The following is a 24,785-nucleotide window of genomic DNA, read 5'->3' on the forward strand; positions in this document are numbered from 1 at the left end:
ATTAAGAATGTTAAAGTTAAATAAGTTTGAAGAAGATTATGAGCGTGTTTTTAATCGCGCCCCAAAAGTATTGGCAAAACGGGAGCCACAAATACACGACTTAAATTTGAGTTCGTATGATAGACAGCAGGCAACCTTTGTAGTTGCAGGTAAGTATATTGAGCTAGCTTATTTAAATTATTGGTTAGAAAACTTTGACCAAGTAAAACCCAATTTAAAAAAAGCCGCACCCTATGCGTTTTTATGCGGCTTCGACCCTGAGTTACATACCCATAAAAGCGATTACTCCATTCAAAAAGAGTTAAACATCTGTTTGTTGTTTGGTGAGCCGGAATTACTAGAACAAATAAAAGCGCTTGATTGGTCACTACCCGAAGATGATATTGTGCACCCTGCTATTTACCAATACGACCACTTATTAATGAAAATAGCCACAGGCAGTACTCCTACACAGCAGGATATTAACACCGCACAACAAGATGCTAAAAAAGCCAAAAATAAAGATGTATTACAATTTTTTGCCCCTTTAATTGATGCAATTAGTGCGCTTGCTTCAGGCGATAAGACACTATGGCAGTCATCAATTGACAAGGCTGTGGCTTGGCATAAAGATGAGTGCAAATTTGGTGATTACAAAGATATGGAAGAAGGCTTTATCTGTTTAAATGCGCTTACTATGGCTAAATTAGGCAAAGACATGTACGGCTGGCAATGCCAAACCAATTCACTTTATCTACCTTTATTTTTAATTGATTAATTTCAAATAACTCCGCAACAAGAGCACATAAACTATGAGCAGTTTAATTCACTTATCACTTATTGATGAGAACAGTTACCCTACTACGCTTAACGGTGATGATGAAAGCAAATACCAACAGTTACTTGAAATTACTGAAGGAGAAGCCATTCATTGGCAGTCAATCGAAATAAACCTGCGCGGCTTTGAGCCAGCACTGCAATTGTGGGACGCTATAGCAGGCAATAGCCGCCTGTTACTCATTGCAAGTTTTAACTTTTTTCCTCATAAGCTGCTACCACCTGACGCTGATATTAGCGGTACTTTCGGTTTTTTCCCTGCTGATATGGTCAAAGATTTATATACCATAATGGAAGAAAAATACGACTTCGATATTAGCAATTTGGAAGGTCAGCAAATTATTGCTGAAATTGAGCAAGATGGTATCGACGAAGTAAACCCTGAAGCGTATGAGCTAGTTCGAGACAAGTACTTTGTAACCTTTAGAGATGCGACTGAGCAAGGTAAATCAATCGTCGTACTCATTGAACAATGATTAATAATGTAAAGTAACGCTAAGGACAGCACATGCAACCCGATATTAAAAACACCCCGCAACACCTCGGTCAGTACCTTTATCAACAAATAAAAGAACCTTGGCTGGAGGCTCAGCTTATTTTAGATTGCGATAATAATAATGTGATTGAGTGCAAATCTCACTTTATTAAAGCAGATAACGAAACACAGCATGCAATTGCTGTATCTGAAAATATAACAGCGTTGTTTAAAACGTTATTTGACCACGCTATTAAAAACGAAGTGGAAAATTGGCAACGCGCTATTTTTACAATGACTCGACAAGGTCAGTTCAACTTAAACTTTGAGCGTGATAATAACGATGAAGAAGTAACCGCCGCTGTTCCAACACGTTAAGTATTAATTTAACCCGCTCTTTAACAACATGGATGTTGTAAGGCTAGGCGCTGCAGCCTTAAAGGATTAGCGCCCTAACCTTTCAAGTAATGGCTACTTTTATGGTTAGCGCCCTCATTTACTTCTCATTCTTTTCTCTTTGTGCAACATGTTTTTTGAGTAAATTATTCACAAAGAGGGCTAGAGGCGCTGCGCTTAAAGAGTAAAAGCTTAATGTGGCAACTAAGTTGAAAAATTCCGAACTAATGGCCCTGCGTTTTTACAAACAAAAATATAAGTATAATGAGCTCAGGTAATGGCGATTTGATTATTCACAACGCGGGCGGCGAGATAAAACTCGACAGCCAAGGTAATGTTGATATTACCGCCACTAACGTACTCACACTCGATGGCACATTTATAACCTTTGATGGGCCGGTTGATTATGACATAACCAGCCCACAAACAGCGCGGGCACCGAGCAATGCAAGCCCTGTCAATATTAGCCAAGTGACTGCGCTTGATTTGAGTGACAATACGTTATCCGCAAGTACACTCGCTCAGCTTGAACTTGAATACCTTTATGATGATGGCTCACCCGTTGATGGTATTGACTATATCGTTATAGATAATGAGGGCGTTGAACATACCGGCTCACTGGCAAACGGTGTAGCCACCTTGGCTAATTTACCGCAAGGTAAAAGTGATGTTTTGCTGCGCGCAACCACTCAAGCTGATGAGCAACAACTCATCCAACTGCGTAACGACTTTAAACAACATCTCACCTCCATGCTTAATGAAATACGCAAACAAGCAGCTATTGGCGATGCTATTTTTGAGCAAGAGGACTTTTTTACCCAATGGATGATTGAAACCGGTGCACGCGCAACGGGCCTGTATCAAGGCGCAAAGTCCCTTGTAACGGGTATCGCTGATTTAATCGTATTGGGTATAGATATCAGTGTGTATTCTGCCTGTTTTAGGATGATTGATGCCGTTGCAAGTGGTGATAAACACGCGGTTAAGCACGAACTTGAAACAATTTTAGCCATTAGCCAAAAAACAACCAGTACATTATCAGATGCCTTTGAATTATTGCTTGCCTTAATGGACGATGAAGACACCCGCAATACACTCGCGCGCTTCCCGTATGACTATATTGAAGCCCACTCGTACGTTGATAAACAACGTATAACCGGTGTAATGGCCTTTGAGATATTATTAGCGATATTAACAGGCGGGGTGGGTGTTGCCGCTTCTGCAGCAAGTAAATCAAAACACCTTGCCAGCGCCAATCGCGCACTGGTTAATATGGCCGATATACTTAAGCGCAAACAGCTAGATAAAACAATATCGCACACAGTATCGCCTGAGCAACCTAAATTAATTGAGCGCATTGACAAACCCGATGCAACATTACAACCAGGTACCAACCGAGGCGTAACAACGCAGGTGTCTATAAAAACTCAAAAACCTATGCTTACAAAAGATGGCATGGTTATTCCTTACGGTAAAACCGAAGCCGATGCAATTTCAATCCAAATGCCTAAAGGTGCCGAGAAAGGAAAAAGCTTTACAAAAAATGGCAAAACCATAACATATGATAAAGATGGTTTTCCTATTTTCAATAGTAAATTCGATGTTACTCTTGATGCCTCACATTTAGGAACGCAAAAGCATGGCAAACACTTTCAGGCGGCCAATGAATCAATACAAAAAGCATTAATAGATGATCCATCTTTAGCTAAAAAAATGAAATTAACACCAATGCAGCATAAGTTTTTTATGAAGAGCCCATCAGTTCAAAGTAAGCCACCGGGATTAACATGGCATCATCATCAAGATTTAGGAAAAATGCAGTTAATTAGTTCAATAGAACATAAAACTTTTTACCTCATACTGGAGGTATGTCAATTTGGGGAGGGGGATATAAATGATAAACGAATGGGAATTGTATTTGTGGGAAAAAGATAAGCCTTTAAACAAACAAGTCGTCTCTTCGTTTGAGAAAAGAATGGGTATAACTTATCCTGAGAAATATTTAGAGATTATGAACTTGCATCAAGGGAAGACACCTAATCCTGCATCAATATTAATAAATAATAATATTGAAACTGCTATTAGTTGCTTACTCCATTTTGCCGATGATGATTACGAAAACGTTTACAATGTAGAAACGACCACCTCTACCATGGAAGATAATATACCATATGGAGTTATTCCATTCGCTGATTCCCCTGGGGATGATTACTTCTGCTTTGACTTTAGAATAGAAAATATTGAACCAAAGGTTATTTTTTTCTCTCATGAGCTTAAAGGGGACGAAGCAATATTTCCGGTAGCCGATAGTTTTAAGGAATTCCTAGATAAAATTTATTCTTCTTAAGAATCCTAAATTCTCTTTAACAGCTTACAATATTCAAAACCAAACTATTAAGTAACTTCTTAATAGTTTGGTTTTATTGGAACATTAAACAATAAAAATCAACCTTCACTTTGTTTTTAATTAATATATTGCCGAAATAGAAAAAGACAGTGTTGGTGAAGTAAACCCCCAAGCTTGTTAAATAGTACATGATAAATACTTTATCACCTTTAAGACATACAACAAAAAGCCAACGATAATGGCTTAATTGATGTCATTGATGTGTCTATTTTTGATATTGGATTTTAAGGAGATTTTTTAAGATGATTAAAAGCCATTACAGCTTTGCAAAAGTAAGTTATGAACACATGTGTGAGCGATACAAAAAACACGAAGAAAAAAACATCCCTCGTATCCAAAAAAACCCAAGTTTAGGGTTACAAACTCAATTTAAACGAAATTTAATTGAATCATTCCCCATGGAAGCCATTGAAAACCCCAATAGCTACCATGCTTGGCTTTACCTACTACGCGCCTCACAATTAGGGCATGGTATTTTTCAAAGTAACGCCAATGATGGTCAAGCCTTTGCATTTTTTTATGATGACGAATACCTAGAAGTCATTGGCAAGAAAAATCCTGAAAACGCAGAGCATCCTGTTTGGCTACTTGCTTTATATGCCGCGATTATCGTACGCAACCAAGAGGTCATTGATTTTTTGACCACCATAGATAATGAGGTGTTTGTAAACTCTAATTACGGCAATCAACTCAAACCGTTCGATTACGCCTTAGCTGATTTACTCAAAGGGCTATTCAATCCAGACGCCGATTTGGCGCACCTGCTTGAGCAAGCGTATGTAACCTCAAATCCAGATGATTACCCTATTGATGAAGCGTATTTATATGCCAGCCGTCTCAAGTGGCCATTAGTGTCTATTATCGAAGCCATCTTCACAGAAGACGGCGAGCAAGCCTACAATAGCGCCATCGAAAAGGCTTTATTACTGCACCAAGAATATTACAGTGATGAAGAGCGCTTAGGCAGCCGAAGTGGAGGTTTAGCAATTTCTCTTATCGCAATGGCCGTTATCGCTAAAGAAGTGAAAGGCTATCAAATCACTATTGAAAATGAGTATATTCCTGATTGGTTAATTAATGTGAACCCACCAAAACCAGAATAAACGAACGTATAAATAGTTACCCGCTCTTTAACAATATGGATGTTGTGAGGTTAGGCGCTAAAAATGAGCGCCCTAACCTTTCACATAATGGCTGCTTTTTACGGTTAACGCCCTCATTTACTGCTCATTCTTTTCTCTTTTTGCAAACAATATTTTAAGTGAATTATTCACAACGCGGGCGGCGAGATAAAACTCGACAGCCAAGGCAATGTTGATATTACCGCCACTAACGTACTCACACTTGATGGCACATTTATAACCTTTGATGGCCCAGTTGATTACGACATAACTAGCCCACAAACAGCGCGGGCACCAAGCACCACAAACCCTGCCAATATTAGCCGCATTAGTGATATAACCATTAATGACGCAGGTATTGCTGCAACAACGTCAAGCGTAGTGGATTTACTTTATGTTTATCAAGATGGCAGCCCTGTAAAAAACGCACCTTATACAATTAAATTTGATGATGGAACACAAAGCACAGGCCAGCTAGGTGAAGACGGTATAGCGCAATTAACTGATGTACCAAATGGGCAATTTACTGTTCAATATGGGGAAGATACACGCGAGTATGAACCTCAAGATAACACGACACCAAACCCTCTTTATAAAAGAATAACCCCCGCCTCTGCCATACAAATGAGCAGAGCTGGGCAAACAGCAACACTTGATGAAGCAAGCAACATAGCCAGCCAAGCGGGTGATTGGTTATGGGGAGCACTGCAAGGCGACTTTAATAAAGACCCTACAACTGCGCGGATTGTGGTAGGCAGTATTATTTCAATGATACCAATTATTGACCAAGTCATGGACGTGCGGGATATTTTAGCCAATGTAATGCTGCTGACTGATGACGATAAAGCCAACGACAATGATGGCTGGATTGCCTTTACGCTCACCGCGATAGGTTTAGTGCCTGTGCTCAGCTCCGCGGTAAAAGGCGTCGGTAAAGTGGTGATTAAAAACAGCGGCGACACAATAGAAGCCGCAATTGCAGTCCTTCGCAAGCTGGGCAAAGGCGACCCCGTTCAGTATTTACGTAAAATAAACTGGCAAGATTTAGGTAAACAAGCAGCCAGCGAAGTAAAAGCCTTTATAAAAGGCCTGCGCGATACACTTCACGAAATATCAACAAGTTGGCAGTATGATTTGCTGCTGCCACAGCTTGCCATAGACGGCATGCAAGCCACGATTAAACAGCTTGATGAAATAGCGCCCAAAATAGACCAAGGTGTTAAAGGCGCAGCCAGTGAGATTGGTAATCGCGTAAACAAAGCCCTCGATGAATTCGAACCGCCGAAAAGCACTGGTATTGTGGGCAAACCTAAAAAGAGCGTTGCGAATGAATTAGATGCGCCTAAAGGAAATGATTTAAAAGGGGCCGCAGTGAAAAATAGAAAATTTGGTCCTGTGGAAGGTGAAACAGAACCAGGCTGGGGTAAACTACTAAGAAAATATGGCGCAGGAGAACCACCTGAAAGTATGCAGAACCCGCATGCCCATCATTCTATATTTAAAAAAGGGCGGGGTAAAAAAATGATTGAATATCTTGACGAAAGTAAAGATATTGTAGAAAGGTATGATATAGACTGGTACAAAGGGCCTGAAAACTTAGGATGGGCGCCGAACAAAAACCATAGTACAAAAGCAGCAAAAGCTGTCAGAGATTACTTAGTTAAAGTTGAGCAAAACAGCCCATCAAAAGAGTCAATAATTAAAGCCTTACAAGAAATCAAAAAGCATTTTGCAAACGATACTATACATACACTTTATTAAAGAGAGAAATTCATGGATATGCCTTTACTTAGAAAAAAAATTGAATCGGCTATTAAAGATTGTTGCTTAGAACTAAAAGCAAATCATGGGCAGTCCAATTTTTATAGTTTCGCATTATATAGTGACTCTGAAGCAGCATCTGTAGCCCCTTCTGCAAATACTAAAGATTATCTAAATGAATTAATAAGTGATGATCCAAGTGATGCAACTTATTATAAGTGGAGCCCAGGAGAATGGCAGTTTGAAGGTGTAGGAGCAAAACATTTTAATGAAATATCTAAGGAACTATTTTTTCTAAGTAGTAAAGCCAATAGCAGTTCCGAAAAATCAAAACATAGAAACATTATCTTTAACTGTATTGTTGAGGCACTAATCAATGTTCATCAATCTGGATTTTTTAATTCATTTGCACAAAACCCAATAATAGTTTTTTCTGTAATTGGAAATGAGGATATAAAAGAAGAAGTACGTTGGATCTCAGAACTTAACAGCATAGAGGAGGCTGAAGAATTTGAAAGTTGGATTTATACTCTATAGCTAAAACAGTTTCTCTCTCAAAAGTAACGCTAAGGACAGCACATGCAACCAGACATTAAAAACATCCCACAACACCTAGGTCAGTACCTTTACCAGCAAATAGATGAGCCATGGCATGAAGCACACCTTATTTTAGATTGCGAAAACAACAATATACTTGAATGCAAAGCTCACTTTATTAAAGCAGATGACGAAACACAGCATAAAATTGCAGTATCCAAAAATATCACTGCGTTGTTTAAAATGTTATTTGACCACGCAATTAAAAATGAAGTGGAAGATTGGCAGCGCGCTATTTTTACAATTACGCGTAAAGGCCAATTTAACTTAAACTTTGAGCGCGATAATAACGATGAAGAAGAAGTAATAACCGCTGTTCAAACACATTAAGTATTAATTTAACCCGCTCTTTAACAACACGGATGCTGGCTGGTGCTACAGCCTTTTAAAATTAGTACCTTAGCTTTTGGCTGTATTTCAAATTGGGCCCCTCATTTACTTCTCATTCTTTTCTCTTTGTGCAAACGATTTTTTTAAAAATTATTCATAATGATGTTAGAAGACGCTGCGCTTAATGGGGCGGGAACACAGATATTTATCAAGCCTGGTTTAATCACTGGTGACAAAATACAACCAAACTAACAAATTGGCCGGATGCAATATAATGAATGAAAATGCAAAAAAAACACTCATCGAGAGGAAGTTTACTTCAATAGACTACATCAAACTTTACGTGGATAGTTATCAGGAAATTGTTGAAACGCTTGAAGCCGGAATGAATGAGTTTGAACTCCAGTTGCAAAAAAATCCGACTTTAAACATGGACAACTTTAAGTCATGGCAACTCCGAGGCGCTCCCAATATAAAACGCGGCGCTCAGAATGCGCTTGAACACTTTGAAAAAGCTAAAAAAGGCCACCTTACAGGAATTGCAAGCTCTGCTGGTAATTTAAGAGGCTTATCACGCGATGTTGATAACATAGGTGGTTTTGGTGAGTGGTGGCATGAAATAGATAATAAATACTGGGATACTTTTTATTCAACATATATGAAAACGAAAAAAATAGGCTCGAATATCGATTATACCATTTCAGGTTATTGGGATAATGATGAAATTCTTGATGAAGAAATTACAGGGCCTATGGATAAAAACGAGCTGCTGAATTATTTAAAGCCAGGCGAATCGCTTGATGATTTGTCATAAATAAAACGCTAAGGACAGCACATGCAACCCGACATTAAAAACATCCCGCAGCACCTAGGTCAGTATCTTTATCAAAAAATTGATGCTCCGTGGCTTGAAGCACAGCTTATTTTAGATTGCGATAATAATAATGTGATTGAGTGCAAAGCTCACTTTATTAAAGCAGATGACGAAACACAGCATGCAATTGCTGTATCTGAAAATATAACAGCGTTGTTTAAAACGTTATTTGACCACGCTATAAAAAACGAAGTTGAAGATTGGCAGCGCGCTATTTTTACTATCACTCGTCAAGGTCAGTTTAATTTAAACTTTGAGCGCGATAATAGCGATGAAGCCACTTTATTACTTTAAATGAGCAGCATAAGCATAGCGTTAAATTTATTTAAAACTTTATAAATTAATAACAATAATTGAACCTGAGCTGGATACATATTAAACTGTACGCCAATTTGTTTTTTAAACAAACGAAAGTCAAGGAAGACGAGTTAGGTACCCCAACTTATTAATACTCCTCCATGATATTTCGTGACATTTAACATTTATTATTTATTATTTAAAATAATTTTACGGAGTACCTATGAAAAAATTAAGCGCACTTTTGGGTTTACTGTTATTAAGCGGTTGTTCTACACCTCCTCCAGCCCAAGAAACTGAGCAAGTAGTTTTAGAACCTATTGCAGAGATTAACGAAGTAGCTCCACCAATTTCATTAACAGTTATTACTAACCCTGCTGATGCTCGCGTTCGTATTATGAATATCAACCCTGTTTACAAAGCTGGTATTGAGCTTAAAGAAGGTAAATACGATATTGAAGTAAGCAAAGCAGGATACCTTACTTACAGAAAATGGGTTTCAGTTGATAAAAAAACAATACTAACTGTTGAACTCGATACAATGGAAGCAAGCCAATCGGCTCAGTAAGCTTCTCAGTACGTTTTAGTTTATATGCCTTAGCCTGGTTAATTTAATAACTGGCCTAAGGCATATTAAATCCTTCATAAAGCCACAAATATCCTACTGCGAAATAACTACCAACATTCACTAAAATACATAACCACAACACAATAATAAAACGTCGCTTTTGCGATTTATGACGAAGTAATTGTTGAGCAAGTAATGCCCCCGGCCATCCTCCAAATAATGCAAGTAGCTGCAGTGTACGCTCTGGCGTGCGGTTTACTTTTGTATGTGAAGAACGCTTAGCTTGTCGCTTATCCCACGCGTACATTAAAAAAGTTATAGCACTTAATACACTTATATAACCAGGTACATATATTGGTATATAAACAGGTAAGTATTGCAGCGGGTAAGCTAACCAAATGGCAGCTAAATAAAGCAATGAGAATGTGATTAATATTTTCTTTATCAATTAATTATCACCTATACTGGGCTTATAAGAGCCTAACAACGAGAGCCAAATTATGACATATTTTAAATCGCTATTCTTAGCATTATGTTTATGCACATTTAGTAGCTTTGCTAATGAAACTGCCAGTAACCTTGATAAAGAGCTAGAAGTGTTTAAACCTTACTTAGGAACGTGGCAAGCAGACTTTAAAGTACCAGAAGGCGCTAAAAAAATACAAGATGTTGGCCGTTGGGAACGCGCTTTAAACGGTAAAGCTATTCGTACCATGCACTCGATTAACGAGGGTGAGTATGGCGGTGAGTCGATGATTTTTTATGATAGCAAAAGGAAGTCACTCGTATTTTATTATTTCACTACGGCAGGATTTTACACTAAAGGCACAATAACGGTATTAAGCCCTACTCAGTTTGTAGCCTATGAGGAAGTAACAGGCAGTAAAGAGGGAGTGACTAAGGTTAAATCTACTAGTGATTTAAAAGACGATAAATTTATTGTATCGACCTCTTATCTTAAAAAGGGTGAATGGACTAAGCCCGAAAGCAGAAGTTATACACGCAGTACAAAAACGGTTAAATTTAAATAGCCGCGATTTATAAACACAAAAAAGGCAGCCTAGGCTGCCTTTTGTCATTTATAAAATCGTATTTATTTTACGTATTTTTTAAATGCAGCGTCTACTGGTGTATCAGCAAGGTGATTAGTGTAGTTGCTCATTACTTTTTGAGACAAGCCTACAATAATTTCAAGTAGTTGTTGCTTACCGTAACCTGCTGCAAAGAATTTTTCGATTTGCTCATCGCTGATCACGCCACGTTCACGTGTCATTGCGAGTGTAGTTTCACGAAGAGTTTCTAGCTTAGGGTTTTCAAGTGGTGTTTTGTTTACAAGTGCGTCAACAATACCTTGATCAACTTTCATTGCCGCTGCAATACCACTGTGAGCAGGAACACAGTAATGACATGCGTGCTCAACGTTAATTGATTGCCATACTACTGTTAGCTCTTCTGCATTGAATGATGTTTTTTGAAACAGCTCATGCAGTACTTGGTAACCTTTAAGTAATGTTGGTGCTTCAGCCATTACTGCATGTAAGTTAGGAAGCATACCAAATGCTGCTACTGAATCAGCTAGTAACGGTTTTGCTTCTTCTGGTGCGTTTTCTTGAGTGTATAAAGTAAATTCGGCCATGGTTAGCTCCTAATAATTAATAGTTTTAAGTAACTTCGAGACACATAGTATTTGATTTTGAGCGACTGTTCAAGTTAAAATTGAGCAAATGTTCAAATTGATTGAGAATGATATGGCTAATAAGGTTAAATTTGAACGCGATAATGTAGTTCGCGTTGCAAGCCAGCTATTTTGGCAAAAAGGTTTTCATGCAACCTCAACGCGTGACTTGCAAGAAGCCGTTAATATGCGCCCGGGTAGTATTTACTCTGCGTTTGGCTCTAAAGAAGGGCTATACTGCGAATCGCTGAAAGATTACACAGTACAAATGAAAACCCAAATAGAGGGGTTTCTATCAAGTGCAGATACAGTACTTGGTGGGTTACGTGCATTTGTTGAAAACGTGGTAATTAAAACAAAAGATTGCAGCCCAAGTGCTATTTGTATGCTGGTTAAAGCAAACAGCGAGTTTGCAGAAAAAGACTCAAACCTATACGAGTTAAGCTTAGATTTAACAGCTCAATTTGAAGCTTATTTAACGCAGTTGTTTACACAAGCAATAAACAAAGGTGAGTTAAGTAATACGTTGACCGCTGTTGAATATGCGCGCTTTTTTCAGGTGCAATTTACAGGTTTACGCGGTTATTTTAATCGTCCTAATGTAGAGCAATTTGCTGAGCCAATGATCAACCAAATGTTTATGTTGATTAAAAAGTTATAAATAGCAGTTATCGCGCATTCTCAACAAGTTATACTTATTTTACTAAATAAAAATGGCCAGTATTAACTGGCCATTTTTTTGTGCTTAAAACTTAATTTATAAGTTACGTTTTAAGCTTATTTAGCTCATTATCTTGCTGGGCAACAAGTGCATTAAGCGCTTCGCTGCTATCCCCTGCTTGTGTAGATAAGTCAGCAAGTTGCGATGCGGCATCAGATATAAGCGTTAAATTACGGTTTATTTCTTCAGTCACTAAGCTTTGTTCTTCAGCAGCGGTGGCAATATGTGTAATTTGATTGGTTATTTCATCAACTTTAACGACAACACTGTGCAGAGCATCAAAAGCTACAGATGTTTCATCAACGGCATTTTGTGCACGTACTACGCCTTTTTCAATAACGGTAGATGCGTTACCCACTTCAGATAATAAACTATCAATTAACTGGCTTATGTCATCTGTTGATGAACGCGTTTTAGAAGCAAGTGCACGTACTTCATCAGCAACAACGGCAAAGCCTCGCCCATGCTCACCAGCGCGCGCAGCTTCAATGGCTGCGTTAAGTGCAAGTAAGTTTGTTTGTTCTGAAATAGTACGAATTACATCTAATATTTGCGTAATGTCTTTACTACGCGAAGCGACTTTTTCAACTGCTTGGTTAGCTTCTTTAATTTCTTCAGACATCGTTTTAACTTGTGTCATCGCTGACGATAAGCTCGACTCACTGCTTACTACCAAGCTATTTATTTCATCGGCTTGTTGGGCTGATTGCTCTGATGCTCTGGCTACTTCGAGTGCTGTTGCGCTCATTTCGTTCATAGCCGTTACCACACTTTCAATTTCTTGAAATTGAGATTGAACATTATGCTTAGTATCAATAGCTATATGCTGCGCTATTTCACCTTGTTGCTTGGTTTGATCAGACACATCTTTAAGTTCTGTAATTAAAATACGTAACTTAGATAAAAAGGCATTAAAGCCACCAGCTAAAGCAATTAGCTCTGCATGAGTTTCAACATGAAGTGTATGCGTTAAATCGCCTTCAGAACTTGCTAAGTTATCTACACGTTGTTGAATTTGCTGAAGAGGCGCAACCACACTACCAATAACAAATTTCATTATTAAAAATGCAATAACGCCAATAACAGCACCTGTAATTAAAATCATCGCGCCTAAATCGTTTGCAGTATCGGCCATATCTTGTGACAGTGCATCAGGGCCCGCTAAAGCTAAGTTACTAGGTACTTCAATAATTAAGGACCAGTCGGTGTTGGCTAGTTTTATATTTATAGGGTAATTAACTAAATACTCAGATGATGTTTTAAATATGCCTTTTTGGCCCTTAAATTTTTCAAGCTCTTTAAACAAGTTAGAACTAACAGCTTCTTTGAATGGGCGCCCTAATTTAGATTTATAATGGCTGCTCCCTACAACTAACCCAATATCGCTAAGCACGGTTACTTTAGCTTGGCCATTATAAAGCTGTTTAGAAAGTTCCTCAGTCATGGCCTGAAAGGTCGGCAGTGTTAAATCAACACCCGCTAAACCAATAAACTGACCCGATTTTAAAATAGGCACTGTTAATGAGGTAAGCATTACTGAATCGCCAGATGGGATTTCGTATAAATACGGTTCCATAATACAAGGCTTGAGTGTGTCTTTTGCACACAAGTACCAATGTGCTTCACGAATGCCGAACTCATTAAGTGAGGTAATATATTTATCTGCGGCATTAGCTACTTTTTGCTGCTCAATCACGTTATTCTGATCGCGTGTTATATAAACTTCTAGCGTACCATCGCCATTAACCGAGTGCTTATAGCCGGTTGTGAAGCTTGAATCTTGTCCATCAAACGCATTTGGTTCAAACTGAGAGTAAATAGATGAGAGTAATGTATTTTGTTCTAAAATAGAGCGATTAATACTCACTACTGTATCGCGACTAAGGCTTTCGCTTTTAGCAGCATCACCTAATAACGCAGCTAAAGAGTATGGCACTCGGTAAGCTTCGTTAATAAAGCCCGCTATTTTTTCACCATATATTGCTGCATTCGCATTTAACTTTTCTTCCACTTCAGCAACAATATAATCTTCTGACTTGCTTGCTAGTTCGGTATTACTTGCAGATAACTGCCACCACAAAATGCTCGAAAGCACTAATACAGTGATAAATATACTTCCGACAGTAAGCCAAAGTAATTTTTTTGCTAGCGATATTTCCCGCATTCATCTCACCCTTAAATTAAAACTACTGATATAGTTTAGTAGATCTAACCAACGAAGCTATGAATATCGTTAAACAAATTGAATTTAATACAATATGTTGAGTTTTTTAAAGTTTAGCTAAGCGTGCCGTTGTGATTGAGGCTGCAATTAATAAACACACACTCACCCATAAACATGCACTAAGCCCATACACTTGAAAAACCCAGCCAGAGAGCACCGTACCAAGCAAGCGCCCTATTGCATTAGCCATATAGTAAAAGCCAACGTCGAGCGACACCCCATCATTTTTAGCAAAACTTACTATTAAGTAACTGTGCAGTGATGAATTTACGGCAAATACACCACCAAAAATAAGTAAGCCAATTACAAGCGTAAAATGTACCGCGATATCAAATTGCATCAACAACGCTAAAATACAGGTTACGCCACTTAATAAAGCAACCCACCAATACGCTTTTTTGACTGAGTGTGAATTTGAATCACTTTGCCCTGTTATACGCGGTGCTTGCGATTGCACCAGCCCATAAGCAATAACCCACAAAGCCATAAAGCCGCTTACCCACCAGTGATCCCAGTTGAACTGAGCGGCTAAGTAAACCGGTAATGCAACGACAAACCACACATCACGCGCTGCAAACAAACATAAACGCGCAGCACTAAGTAAGTTGATTGCACGGGATTTAGAAAATAACTCTTTAAACTTAGGTTTGTTTTTAGCTTTGCCAATATCGCCTTTCAAAAAAATTAAACTAATAACCCACGCAACACTAAGTAATGCAATTAGGCTTATTAATGCCCCCACAAAACCAAATACAGTAAGTAATAAGCCGCCTAAAAAAAAGCCCACCCCTTTTAACGCATTTTTAGAGCCTGTAAGTATGGCAATCCATTTATATAACTGGCTTTGCCCCTCATCGCTTTGCGGTACTAAATACTTAATGGCGCTTTTGGCACTCATTTTATTTAAATCTTTAGCTATACCGCTAAGCGCTTGCGCTGCCATAACATAGGCAACGGTTAACCAATCCCCTGGCACGCAAAGCATGGCCAAAGCTACAAGCTGCAGCCCAAGCCCTACATTCATGGTTTTATTTAACCCTAAATGCGCGCCAAGCCAACCACCTACTAAATTAGTGATCACACCAAAAATTTCATAAAACAAAAACAACATGGCTATTGCAAATGCACCATAACCTAACTGATGAAAATACAGCACCACCAACATGCGTAGTGCACCGTCGGTTAAAGTAAATGCCCAATAGTTACCAGTAATTATTAAATATTGCTTTATAGAACTCGGTAAGTTAGCCAACTGCGCAAACATAGCGTTAAACCTTTTAAATGAGATTAAACTAAATCACTTTTTGCAACTTTAAGCATTAGCTCAGCAGTACGGTTTGCATAACCCCACTCGTTATCATACCAAGCGTATAATTTAAGTTGGGTGTTGTTAATTACCATAGTAGAAAGGGCATCTATGGTGCAGCTGCGCGGATCTGTTTTGTAATCTATAGATACAAGCGGTCTTTCTTCGTAGCCTAAAATGTCTTTTAGCTCGTTATTTGCAGCGTTTTTAAACCAAGTGTTTACTTCATCTTGTGTAACACCTCGCTCCAGCTCAAAAACACAATCGGTAATTGACGCGTTAGTAAGAGGTACACGCACAGCATGGCCGTTTAATTTCCCCTTAAGCTCAGGGAAAATATGCGTAATAGCCGTTGCACTACCGGTTGTAGTAGGAATTAAACTAGTACCGCACGAACGCGCACGGCGTAAATCTTTATGAGGGGCATCAATAATCGTTTGGGTATTAGTAATGTCGTGAATAGTAGTCATTGAGCCGTGCTTAATACCCACTTTTTCTTGGAGTACTTTTACTATTGGCGCTAAACAGTTAGTTGTGCAAGAAGCAGCTGTAACAATTTTATGCTCACTTGGGTTATATAGGTCATCGTTTACACCCATTACTACATTTAAAATACCGTCTTCTTTTACTGGTGCTGTTACCACAACACGCTTAACACCTTGCGCTAAATATTGGTTTAACAGCTCAGTGGTTTTCATTTTACCGCTGGCCTCTATTACTACATCGCAATCTGACCAATCAGTTTCATTTATGGTTTTGTTGTTGGTAACTGCAATCGTGTGTTTACCCACACTAAAGCTATTATCATCACTAGTAACCTGCTGCGCTAAGCGTCCGTGTACTGAGTCAAATTCAATTAAATGTGCATGGGTTTTAGCATCGCCCGCTACATCATTTACTTTAATAAACTCTATTTCTGACCAATCAACTGCTGCACGCAGTGTTAAACGTCCCATACGGCCAAAACCGTTAATACCTACTTTAATGGTCATAATTAAATACCTTTAATAAGTTAATTTATTAGTTAGTTACAACAGCTAGCTGCACGCTCAGGGCGATTACCCATAGCGTTTAAGCGCGTTAAATCGTTTTGATAAAATGAAGAGTTAGCAGTTAGCGTTTGCGTTAATACATTTTTAGCCCACTCTGGCAGTGCTTTGTTAATACTGTAGTACACCCATTGATTTTGTTTACGGTCGCTTAATAATCCGCATTGTCTTAACTGCGCTAAATGGCGAGATACCTTAGGTTGGCTTAATTTAAGTGCAACAACAAGCTCGCATACACACAGCTCTTCTTGATGGCTAATTAGCAGCATTGCTTTTAAACGTGTATCGTCTGCTAGGCATTTATAAAATTGAAGTGGGTTGAATTGTTCCATACTGTCCTCACTGTGCTTATGCATACACAATAAAACAAAACAACAACATATGGAATAGTGAATATACGTTTTATCGTATATTTAATTTTTATGCCTTAAACGCAAAAAAGCACACAACGACTAATTGTCGTTGTGTGCTTTTATAACTTTTCTTTATTTAGTTATTAAATAACTGAAAGCTCTACTTCAATATTGCCACGTGTTGCGTTTGAATATGGGCATACTTGGTGTGCTTTATCTACAAGCGTTTGCGCTGCAGCTTTATCCATATCACCTAGTGATACAGCTAGTTTTACCGCAATACCAAAACCGCCTTCAATAGCACCAATAGACACTTGTGAATTAATATGTGTGTCGCTTGGTAAATCTATTTTTTCGCTACCTGCTACAAATTTAAGTGCGCCAATAAAACATGCTGCATAACCTGCGGCAAATAATTGCTCTGGGTTAGTGCCTTGTCCGTCGTCTCCGCCTAAACCTTTAGGTGTCGATAAATTTACATCTAAACGACCATCATCAGATTTAGCTACGCCTTCACGGCCGCCAGTTGCAGTTGCTTTTGCAGTGTAAGCTACGTTTTGTAATACATTCATAATGAACTCCAAAGTTTAAAAACATCAATCAATTTAGTTTGTGTGCAAAATAATAGAACAAGTAATTAGAGATTGCAAATACTTTGCATGCAAATTAAAATAACATGTATCGAAATAAAGGATAACGTTATGGCGTTTGAGCAATTAAAGTTAAAAAATCAGTTATGTCATCGGTTATACATGGCATCTAACAGCATTGCGCGTGCGTATCGCGAGCCTTTAAACGCGCTAAATTTAACTTACCCGCAATACGTAGTAATGATGGCCCTGTGGGAGCAAGACGAAATAACAATTGCAGGGCTAATAGATAAAACCGCGATAGATGGCGGTGCAATGACCCAAATACTCAAAAAAATGAGCGACAAATCATTACTGGCTGTTATTAAAGATGAGCACGACAAACGCAAACGCCTAGTGCAGCTAACTCAGCATGGCCAATCGCTTAAGTTAAAAGCAGCCGATATTCCTAAAAATATTTTATGTAAATTTGATAGTGTAAATGCAACACAAGCGAAGCAATTGATGCAGCTGCTCGATTTAGTAGTAAACGACTTAGCCGATTAGGCTCTTAATTTTTAAACAATAAACGTGTTTTAAAAGGTTTTAAAAATGACTCATATTAAAAAATTACTATTAGCTGCGGCGTGTAGCACGGCACTTTTAGGTAGCAACGCCGTATCTGCTAATACTGCTAACCAAAATGCTGATTTAAAAACAGTAGCCACTTTTGATGCGCAGCACCCACCGGGCAACATTGCTATTACCCCATCCGGCAGAAAGTTTTTATCTGTGCATGGCTTTTTTGGCCAAAAGCAAAAAATTATGGAGCTTTTAAGCGATGGAACAACTAAGCCCTACCCTAATGAAGAATGGGCATACGCGTACAATAACGGTAAAGGTTTTTACGATGTACTTGGTATAAACGTATCAAGCGATGGCGTTTTATGGATGCTTGACACTTCAGGGCCCGATCACGCTGGGCGCTTAGTAGGTTGGGATACAAACAAAGAGCAACTGCATAAAATTATTTATCTGGCTAAACCGACCATTACCGACACCTCGTTTTTAAACGATTTAGTCATCGATAATAAGCATGGCGTTGTATACATTGCTGACACAGCCCAAGGCAGCCAAGCCGCTATTATTACGGTTAACCTTAAAACAGGTGTCGCACGCAGAGTGTTACAAAATAGCCATTACACCACTGCCGAAAATATCGATATGGTTATTGATGGGCGCACAATGAGCCTTGGCGGACAACCTGCCCGCTTAGGTGTTAACCCAATTACGCTTGACCCTAACGAAGACTGGCTTTACTTTGGCTCTATGTCGGGCACGTCGGTTTACCGCATTGCCACCAGCGATATAAATAACAAGAGCCTTTCGGCTAAAGCGCTTGAAGACAAAGTTACGCGTTACGGCACTAAGCCAATTTCAGATGGTATTATTGTTGATGGCGGCGGTAACGTATATGTAACCGACATAACCAATGGCGCAATTGGCGTAGTTAAACCCACTGGCGACTACGAAGTATTATTTAAAGACGAACGCTTAAGCTGGCCTGATGGTTTTAGCTACGGAGCCGATCATAAAATATACTTTACCGTTGACGACTTACATAATTCGCCTGTACTTAATAATGGCAAAAATCAAAGCCACGGTAAGTTTAAAGTAATGTCGTTCGAGCCTTTAGTAAAAGGAAAAGTAGGCCGCTAATTTACTTTTTAAGTGACTACATTTTTAAAAAAGCCTTGCACATTTAAGTGACCTAATAGTTGCAGGGCTTTTTGTTAAAAACACACCACGTTGGTGCATCTTTTAGTAATACTTCACCTCTTTGGTGCTAATCCTTAAGTATGTATTTACACTTAAATACTAAACACCTGATTTCTATTCATAAAATATTCAAGTTAATGTTGGCATACTTCTTCCTATAAACTGATGTGTTCAGTGAAAATACCAAGGAAAAACCATGTTCAATTTATACCATACCCTTTACCTTTTATGGCGTTTAGACATTAGCGTTTGGCAAGTTAATGACCCTACAAATACCCGCACTACCGCTGATAAAGAACGCGCCTATGTTAAGTAGCATCGTATTGTGTAAAGGCTTGGCATAAAGCTTAAATGTATAAACCTACTTTAGGCTAAGCTTTTGCACACTATGAAATTTATGTGTACATTTTAATTAAACTTCAAATTAATCATTCAATATAAAAACAACCCCCTTGTAATAAACTCCACATTTAAAAACATCAAAAAAATTAGTAAAAACACTGCGTTTATAACTTTGCAAGCAACCCTATTGCGTTGTATTGTTGCACCCTATTGATAATTTTTAGTTGGAACGTGTATGCACGCTTTGGAAGTTAATTTTGATGGCTTAGTTGGCCCTACTCACAACTACGCTGGTTTATCGTATGGTAATGTTGCCTCGTTAAATAACGCAGCAAGCTTTTCAAATCCTCAAGAGGCTGTGCTTCAAGGCCTTGAAAAAATGAAAGCTATGCACGACAAAGGCCTAACTCAAGGTGTATTTGCCCCTCATGCGCGCCCCGACTTAAACGTACTGCGCCGCTTAGGCTTTACCGGTAATGATGCACAAGTAATTCATAAAGCATTTAAAGCTGACCCAATTTTATTACGCGCGTGTTATTCAGCGTCTGCAATGTGGACAGCCAATGCCGCTACGGTATCGCCATCTCCAGATACAACCGACGGCAAAGTACATTTTACTTCAGCTAATTTAAATAATAAGTTTCATCGTTCATTAGAGCCTGCAACCACTACACGCTTATTAAAGGCTATGTTTAATAACGACAAATACTTTGCGCATCATACCCATTTGCCTGACCAAGGCTTTTTTGGCGACGAAGGTGCAGCAAACCATACTCGTTTTTGTGACAGCCACGGCGAGCAAGGCCTTGAAATGTTTGTATTTGGTGCCAGCGCGTTTAACAGCCAATTACCAAAACCAGCTAAGTTTCCTGCAAGGCAAACACTCGAAGCCTCAGAAGCAATTTGTCGCTTACATAACTTAAAAGATTCAAGCCAAATTTTACTACAGCAAAATCCAGACGTAATAGACCAAGGCGTGTTTCATAACGATGTAATTGCAGTAGGTAACGCCAATGTATTACTGTGCCACCAGCAAGCATTTTTAAACCAAGCTTTGGCACTGCAAGATATTCGCGAAGCGTATGTGGGCAATAAAGAATTTTACATTATTGAAGTACCTACCGATAAAGTAAGCATTACCGACGCTGTAAGTAGTTACTTATTTAATAGCCAGTTAGTGAGCCTTGAAGATGGTTCAATGCTGTTAGTGGCACCACAAGAATGTAAACGCAACAGCGCGGTTAACGCCTACATTGAAGAAATGATCATGGCTGATAACCCAGTAAACCAAGTGCAGTTTTTTGATTTACGCCAAAGTATGCAAAATGGCGGCGGCCCTGCTTGCTTGCGTTTACGTGTAGCCCTTAACGAGCAAGAACTTGCTGCAGTAAACCCAGAGGTTATTTTAACTGATACTAAATACACACAACTGTGTGACTGGGCAAAACGTAACTACCGCGACAAATTAGGCGCAAGTGACTTTGCAGACTCAGCCCTATTGACTGAGAGCTACCAAGCACTTGATGAGCTAACGCAGCTACTTAATTTAGGCTCAGTGTACGACTTTCAATTAGAAGGTTAATACCTCAGCCTACACAAAGGCTAATACAAAAATAGCGAGCCAAGGCTCGCTATTTTTATTTGTGTTTATGTTTATGTTTATGTTAATACATATTTAAGCATCTTTGTTAACAGTTATTGCCGACGCCATAGACTCAGATATATGCAGCGTACGCTGCGGAAACGGAATACTCAGCCCTGCGCCTTCAATAGCTTCTTTAACACGTTTATTTAAATCCCACACAGTTTGCCAATAATCACCATTAACAGCCCACGCACGTAATTGAATGTTCACTGCGCTTTCGCCTATTGATGTCACCATTACTTTAGGTGCAGGCTCTGCGAGTAATCGGCTCTCTGATGCAGCTAATTCTTTAAGTACATTTAAGCCAACGTCAATAGAGTCGGCATACGAAATCCCCACCACTATGTCCATTCGTCTTTTGCCATTACGGGTAAAGTTTTTAATATTGCCACCCCACACTTTGCCGTTAGGCGATGCGATATAAAGACCGTCGGTGGTTTTAAAAATAGTGGTAAACAAGTTTATTTCACTCACAGTACCAAGCGTGCCACTGGCATCAACAAAGTCGCCTATTTTAAAAGGTCTGAGTATTAGCAGCATAATACCCGCAGCAATATTGCTCAGCGTATTTTTAAGGGCTAAACCAATCGCTAAACCAGCAGCACCCATTAGCGCAATTAAACTGGCCGTATTAACGCCAAAAATATCTAAAATAAATAGCCCACCAATTATATAAACTAAATAACCAGCAATACTCGATAAAAGAGGAAGCAGCGTACTATCCACTCTTTTTAATGGCGATTTAGAGTTTTTAATCGCTTTTTTAACCGATCGTGCAATTAAGGCACTCGCAACTAAAATCACCAACGCTAAAACCACTTTGTACCCTAAAGTGATGATTGTTTCTGAATGGCTTTGCCAAAACGCTAAAAGTTTATCTTTCATGTTTGTTCCGATAAATGTGGCTGAAACTCAGCAAAATAATGGTTAAATCTAATAAAACCGACTTCAAAAGAAGTGGCGCGAGTATATAGTAAAAAACGATTAAATCGATGAAATTAAAAACGTTTTAAAACAGCATGTTAAAAGTTATAACTTCTCATATTTTTAATTCAATTTAGGTTAAGGGTTAAATACATACACTTAACAAATCGAATAAGAGGAAACAACCATGAACTTTAAATCAACTATATTAAGTAGCGCTATTATTTTTGCCTTAGCAGGCTGCGGCTCATCAAATGACGATGCTGAAACAACCCCACAAACAAGTGATAAAGCAACTTTTAGTTTAGGTATTTCCGACGCTCCAGTCACTGGTTTAAAACAAGTTAACGTTGTATTTGATTCAATAACAATTAAAGCCCAAGAAGGTGAAGAAGTTAGCTTTGAAACTCGCTCTAAAAACGATTCCACCTTAGCGCAAATGGTCAATTTACTAGACTATACGGGCGACGATATTTTTCAATTACTTGACGATCAAGAAGTACCTGCAGGTGATTATTCGTGGATCCGCGCGCAAGTAATAAACGGCGACACAAACAACCTTAGCTTAACATCTCACGTAGTTTATGAAGACGGCAGCATTGCACCGCTTATCGTAAAAAGAAAAGGTAATGATGGCGTGGGCGAAATTCAGCTAGATGGCTTTACACTCAATCAAACCGACAACGAGTTTGTATTAGAGTTTGATTTAAAAAAATCATTGGTTGATCCACAAAATAATAACGAAGTATTTTTAAAACCTCGCGGTGTGCGTTTACAAAACCTCTCTGAATCACAAGATATTGAAGGCACTGTAAGCCAAACACTTATAAACAATTGCGAGACTGATAACATTGATCTTGCTGCTGATGATTCATCATTTGGCCATGCTGTTTACCTTTACTCTGCGCAAGCACAAACCCCAACAGATATTCATGAAATAGATGACCAAACGCCTGATAACGCTCCGTTAGCTACTGCCAATGTTGTATTTGATGCAGACGATAATGAATACGAATTTGAACTCGCATTCATAACACCAGGCAACTATCAACTTGCTTATACATGTAGCGCACACATAGACGATGCAGAGCAAATAGATGCTGATTTTAATATTTATCAACTAAAACAAATTAGCCTAACGCAAGCTGACGATTTATCAGTCAATTTTGACATAGCGCAATAACTGCATGGCGCGCATTGAGCTGCGCCTTTATTCATTTGTTAATAAGGAAAAAACCATGGCAAAAGAGAAAATAGTACTCATAACCGGCGCTTCTAGTGGCATTGGTGAAGCAACGGCAAAAACCTTAGTAAACAACGGTCATAAAGTTATATTAACCGCCCGTAGAGAAGAGCAACTTAACCAACTTGTTGCCGAGCTAGGATCAGATAACGCACTGAGCGTAGCCGAAGATGCAACCGACTTTACCGCGCTTGAAAACGTAGTTACCAAAGGCATTGAAAAGTTTGGCCGATTAGATGTAGCCTTTGCTAACGCGGGTATGGGTGTTTCAACCGCAGGCACCGAAAAAGGTGACCCAGATGAATGGTCAACCATGATCGATATAAACATTAAAGCCCTACTGTGGACTGCAAAATTAACCCTGCCGCATTTACGCCAAAACAAAGGTCACTTTATATTAACCAGCTCTGCCGCTGGCCGTAAGCCAATTGGTGGCTCTATTTACGGTGCAACTAAATGGTTTGCTTATGGCTTTGGACAAAACTTAGCACAAGAAATGAGCGAGTGGAACGGCCGCTGCACAACCATAGCACCAGGGATGGTAAACACCCCGTTTTTTGATGAAGCTAAACCCGACAAACTCGACCCGCAAGATGTAGCCGACGCGGTATTGTTTGCTATTGAAGCAAACCAGCGCAACAGCGTACGCGAGATTTATTTAATGCCGACTAATTAACGTTGATTGGTTGAGTTCGGGCTGTCAGGTTTAATGCTAATGGTGTTAAACCTGATGGTTATTAGTACTTAGTTTGGGTTAGGTGTTAGTAGGTAAGAATGAATTAAAGGTATTACGCATTTAAAGTCTTATTAATTGCCAATGCTGCCCTTAAACCATATGTAAGCAAAATATAAGACAACGGCAATATATCCAAAAGAAATAATTAGGTTTACTTTCCAAAGGTTTAGCCAAAAATTGCCTCTGAAATAAGTGCGTTCTCTTACTTCATGGTTGAACAATGCTACTGAAGAGGGCACTAATATTAACGCAGACCAACCAAGCATAGGTAACACCATAAACATAATGCCTATACCTGCACCTCCTGCTGAAGCGTCGGATGCTTCACCATCAATTGGGGCTAGCATCACATAGCCTAAAATAAACCCGGCAATCGCAAGTATAAAACCTAAAAGCTGAAATGTTCTCATTATTATCCTTGGCAACTAACGAGACTGTAAAATAACTCCAACAGCCAAATTCAATTAAAAAATGATCTCCTTTAATTAACCCTAAGCGTTTTTAAAGCATTACAAGATTTAGATTGGGTGATGAGATGGACGCTCCCCAAAACGGCGTCAATGCGCCAAACTGGTAA

At 38.9% G+C, this 24,785-nt stretch carries 28 protein-coding genes; 19 read left to right on the top strand and 9 right to left on the bottom strand.

The genetic code is table 11. From position 1 onward, the window contains the following. Window positions 1-7: 7 nt before the first annotated feature. The 12 genes from GQR38_RS10195 (at window position 8) to GQR38_RS10255 (ending at window position 9,642) form a co-directional block, all read left to right on the top strand. Window positions 8-757, top strand: coding sequence for an Imm49 family immunity protein (locus tag GQR38_RS10195; RefSeq protein WP_007587069.1), 750 nt, complete (start codon window positions 8-10; stop codon window positions 755-757). 34 nt (window positions 758-791) lie between these two features. Continuing rightward, window positions 792-1,292 (top strand): hypothetical protein, encoded by a 501-nt coding sequence (locus tag GQR38_RS10200; RefSeq protein WP_165723084.1) that lies wholly within the window; start codon window positions 792-794, stop codon window positions 1,290-1,292. A gap of 32 nt (window positions 1,293-1,324) precedes the next feature. Then, window positions 1,325-1,669, top strand: a complete 345-nt coding sequence (locus tag GQR38_RS10205) for a DUF600 domain-containing protein (RefSeq protein ID WP_165723083.1) — start codon at window positions 1,325-1,327, stop codon at window positions 1,667-1,669. A 282-nt stretch (window positions 1,670-1,951) separates the two neighbouring features. Continuing rightward, window positions 1,952-3,622: an HNH endonuclease gene (locus tag GQR38_RS10210; RefSeq protein WP_231609178.1), complete on the top strand. Its 1,671-nt coding sequence runs from the start codon at window positions 1,952-1,954 to the stop codon at window positions 3,620-3,622. Then, on the top strand, window positions 3,582-4,034 hold the full coding sequence (locus GQR38_RS10215; protein ID WP_165723082.1) for an SMI1/KNR4 family protein: 453 nt from the start codon (window positions 3,582-3,584) through the stop codon (window positions 4,032-4,034). The genes GQR38_RS10210 and GQR38_RS10215 overlap by 41 nt, the downstream gene beginning before the upstream one ends. A gap of 302 nt (window positions 4,035-4,336) precedes the next feature. After that, window positions 4,337-5,197 carry an immunity 49 family protein gene (locus GQR38_RS10220; RefSeq protein ID WP_165723081.1) on the top strand — a complete coding sequence of 287 codons (861 nt, stop codon included), beginning with the start codon at window positions 4,337-4,339 and terminating at the stop codon, window positions 5,195-5,197. A gap of 399 nt (window positions 5,198-5,596) precedes the next feature. Further along, window positions 5,597-6,976: an AHH domain-containing protein gene (locus GQR38_RS20695; RefSeq protein ID WP_206006140.1), complete on the top strand. Its 1,380-nt coding sequence runs from the start codon at window positions 5,597-5,599 to the stop codon at window positions 6,974-6,976. 12 nt (window positions 6,977-6,988) lie between these two features. Beyond that, window positions 6,989-7,513, top strand: a complete 525-nt coding sequence (locus tag GQR38_RS10235; protein ID WP_165723053.1) for a DUF4303 domain-containing protein — start codon at window positions 6,989-6,991, stop codon at window positions 7,511-7,513. Between the two features lie 42 nt (window positions 7,514-7,555). Further along, on the top strand, window positions 7,556-7,903 hold the full coding sequence (locus GQR38_RS10240) for an immunity protein YezG family protein (RefSeq protein ID WP_165723052.1): 348 nt from the start codon (window positions 7,556-7,558) through the stop codon (window positions 7,901-7,903). 274 nt (window positions 7,904-8,177) lie between these two features. Beyond that, complete coding sequence (locus GQR38_RS10245; RefSeq protein ID WP_155945834.1) at window positions 8,178-8,717, top strand: hypothetical protein; 540 nt, start codon at window positions 8,178-8,180, stop codon at window positions 8,715-8,717. A gap of 21 nt (window positions 8,718-8,738) precedes the next feature. Then, window positions 8,739-9,071, top strand: a complete 333-nt coding sequence (locus GQR38_RS10250) for a DUF600 domain-containing protein (protein ID WP_165723051.1) — start codon at window positions 8,739-8,741, stop codon at window positions 9,069-9,071. A 226-nt stretch (window positions 9,072-9,297) separates the two neighbouring features. Beyond that, window positions 9,298-9,642, top strand: coding sequence for a PEGA domain-containing protein (locus GQR38_RS10255; protein ID WP_165723050.1), 345 nt, complete (start codon window positions 9,298-9,300; stop codon window positions 9,640-9,642). A gap of 55 nt (window positions 9,643-9,697) precedes the next feature. Here the strand turns inward: GQR38_RS10255 and GQR38_RS10260 are convergent, their stop codons facing one another. Continuing rightward, window positions 9,698-10,090: a DUF1294 domain-containing protein gene (locus GQR38_RS10260; protein ID WP_165723049.1), complete on the bottom strand. Its 393-nt coding sequence runs from the start codon at window positions 10,088-10,090 to the stop codon at window positions 9,698-9,700. A gap of 52 nt (window positions 10,091-10,142) precedes the next feature. On the opposite strand from GQR38_RS10260, the gene GQR38_RS10265 reads away from it, so the two are divergent. After that, window positions 10,143-10,673 (top strand): hypothetical protein, encoded by a 531-nt coding sequence (locus GQR38_RS10265; protein WP_165723048.1) that lies wholly within the window; start codon window positions 10,143-10,145, stop codon window positions 10,671-10,673. 62 nt (window positions 10,674-10,735) lie between these two features. Here GQR38_RS10265 and GQR38_RS10270 read toward each other — a convergent pair whose 3' ends face one another. Beyond that, window positions 10,736-11,278, bottom strand: a complete 543-nt coding sequence (locus tag GQR38_RS10270) for a carboxymuconolactone decarboxylase family protein (RefSeq protein WP_165723047.1) — start codon at window positions 11,276-11,278, stop codon at window positions 10,736-10,738. 112 nt (window positions 11,279-11,390) lie between these two features. Here GQR38_RS10270 and GQR38_RS10275 point away from each other — a divergent pair, with 112 nt between their 5' ends. Then, complete coding sequence (locus GQR38_RS10275) at window positions 11,391-11,978, top strand: TetR/AcrR family transcriptional regulator (RefSeq protein ID WP_010553549.1); 588 nt, start codon at window positions 11,391-11,393, stop codon at window positions 11,976-11,978. Between the two features lie 103 nt (window positions 11,979-12,081). On the opposite strand, the gene GQR38_RS10280 is transcribed toward GQR38_RS10275, so the two are convergent. The 5 genes from GQR38_RS10280 to GQR38_RS10300 all read right to left on the bottom strand — a co-directional run bounded on the left by GQR38_RS10280 (window position 12,082) and on the right by GQR38_RS10300 (window position 17,542). Then, window positions 12,082-14,202, bottom strand: a complete 2,121-nt coding sequence (locus tag GQR38_RS10280) for a methyl-accepting chemotaxis protein (protein WP_165723046.1) — start codon at window positions 14,200-14,202, stop codon at window positions 12,082-12,084. Window positions 14,203-14,308: 106 nt separating this feature from the next. Beyond that, a complete protein-coding gene (gene arsJ / locus GQR38_RS10285; protein ID WP_165723045.1) occupies window positions 14,309-15,526 on the bottom strand; it encodes an organoarsenical effux MFS transporter ArsJ in 1,218 nt (405 codons plus the stop codon). A 23-nt stretch (window positions 15,527-15,549) separates the two neighbouring features. Continuing rightward, window positions 15,550-16,560, bottom strand: a complete 1,011-nt coding sequence (locus tag GQR38_RS10290) for an ArsJ-associated glyceraldehyde-3-phosphate dehydrogenase (protein WP_165723044.1) — start codon at window positions 16,558-16,560, stop codon at window positions 15,550-15,552. A 32-nt stretch (window positions 16,561-16,592) separates the two neighbouring features. Further along, window positions 16,593-16,949 (bottom strand): metalloregulator ArsR/SmtB family transcription factor, encoded by a 357-nt coding sequence (locus tag GQR38_RS10295; protein ID WP_165723043.1) that lies wholly within the window; start codon window positions 16,947-16,949, stop codon window positions 16,593-16,595. Between the two features lie 164 nt (window positions 16,950-17,113). Next, complete coding sequence (locus tag GQR38_RS10300) at window positions 17,114-17,542, bottom strand: organic hydroperoxide resistance protein (protein WP_024594483.1); 429 nt, start codon at window positions 17,540-17,542, stop codon at window positions 17,114-17,116. 129 nt (window positions 17,543-17,671) lie between these two features. Between GQR38_RS10300 and GQR38_RS10305 the strand changes: the two genes are divergently transcribed. From GQR38_RS10305 to astB, 3 genes are all read left to right on the top strand, one after another. After that, the gene (locus tag GQR38_RS10305; RefSeq protein WP_165723042.1) at window positions 17,672-18,106 is read left to right on the top strand and encodes a MarR family transcriptional regulator; all 435 of its coding nucleotides are present in this window, start codon (window positions 17,672-17,674) and stop codon (window positions 18,104-18,106) included. A gap of 45 nt (window positions 18,107-18,151) precedes the next feature. Further along, entirely contained in the window at window positions 18,152-19,258 is a 1,107-nt protein-coding gene (locus GQR38_RS10310) for an L-dopachrome tautomerase-related protein (protein WP_039486557.1), read from the top strand. A gap of 637 nt (window positions 19,259-19,895) precedes the next feature. Beyond that, the gene (gene astB / locus GQR38_RS10315) at window positions 19,896-21,242 is read left to right on the top strand and encodes an N-succinylarginine dihydrolase (protein ID WP_004334492.1); all 1,347 of its coding nucleotides are present in this window, start codon (window positions 19,896-19,898) and stop codon (window positions 21,240-21,242) included. A gap of 93 nt (window positions 21,243-21,335) precedes the next feature. Here the strand turns inward: astB and GQR38_RS10320 are convergent, their stop codons facing one another. Further along, a complete protein-coding gene (locus GQR38_RS10320) occupies window positions 21,336-22,190 on the bottom strand; it encodes a mechanosensitive ion channel domain-containing protein (protein ID WP_004334482.1) in 855 nt (284 codons plus the stop codon). Window positions 22,191-22,416: 226 nt separating this feature from the next. Here GQR38_RS10320 and GQR38_RS10325 point away from each other — a divergent pair, with 226 nt between their 5' ends. After that, a complete protein-coding gene (locus tag GQR38_RS10325; protein ID WP_165723041.1) occupies window positions 22,417-23,412 on the top strand; it encodes a DUF4382 domain-containing protein in 996 nt (331 codons plus the stop codon). 55 nt (window positions 23,413-23,467) lie between these two features. Continuing rightward, window positions 23,468-24,148, top strand: coding sequence for an SDR family oxidoreductase (locus tag GQR38_RS10330; protein WP_165723040.1), 681 nt, complete (start codon window positions 23,468-23,470; stop codon window positions 24,146-24,148). A 131-nt stretch (window positions 24,149-24,279) separates the two neighbouring features. On the opposite strand, the gene GQR38_RS10335 is transcribed toward GQR38_RS10330, so the two are convergent. Further along, window positions 24,280-24,618: a carbon starvation protein CstA gene (locus GQR38_RS10335; protein WP_165723039.1), complete on the bottom strand. Its 339-nt coding sequence runs from the start codon at window positions 24,616-24,618 to the stop codon at window positions 24,280-24,282. Window positions 24,619-24,785: the final 167 nt, after the last annotated feature.

The sequence above is a fragment of the Pseudoalteromonas sp. c7(2019) genome (genome assembly GCF_011378625.1).
Classification (GTDB): Bacteria; Pseudomonadota; Gammaproteobacteria; order Enterobacterales; family Alteromonadaceae; genus Pseudoalteromonas; species Pseudoalteromonas arctica.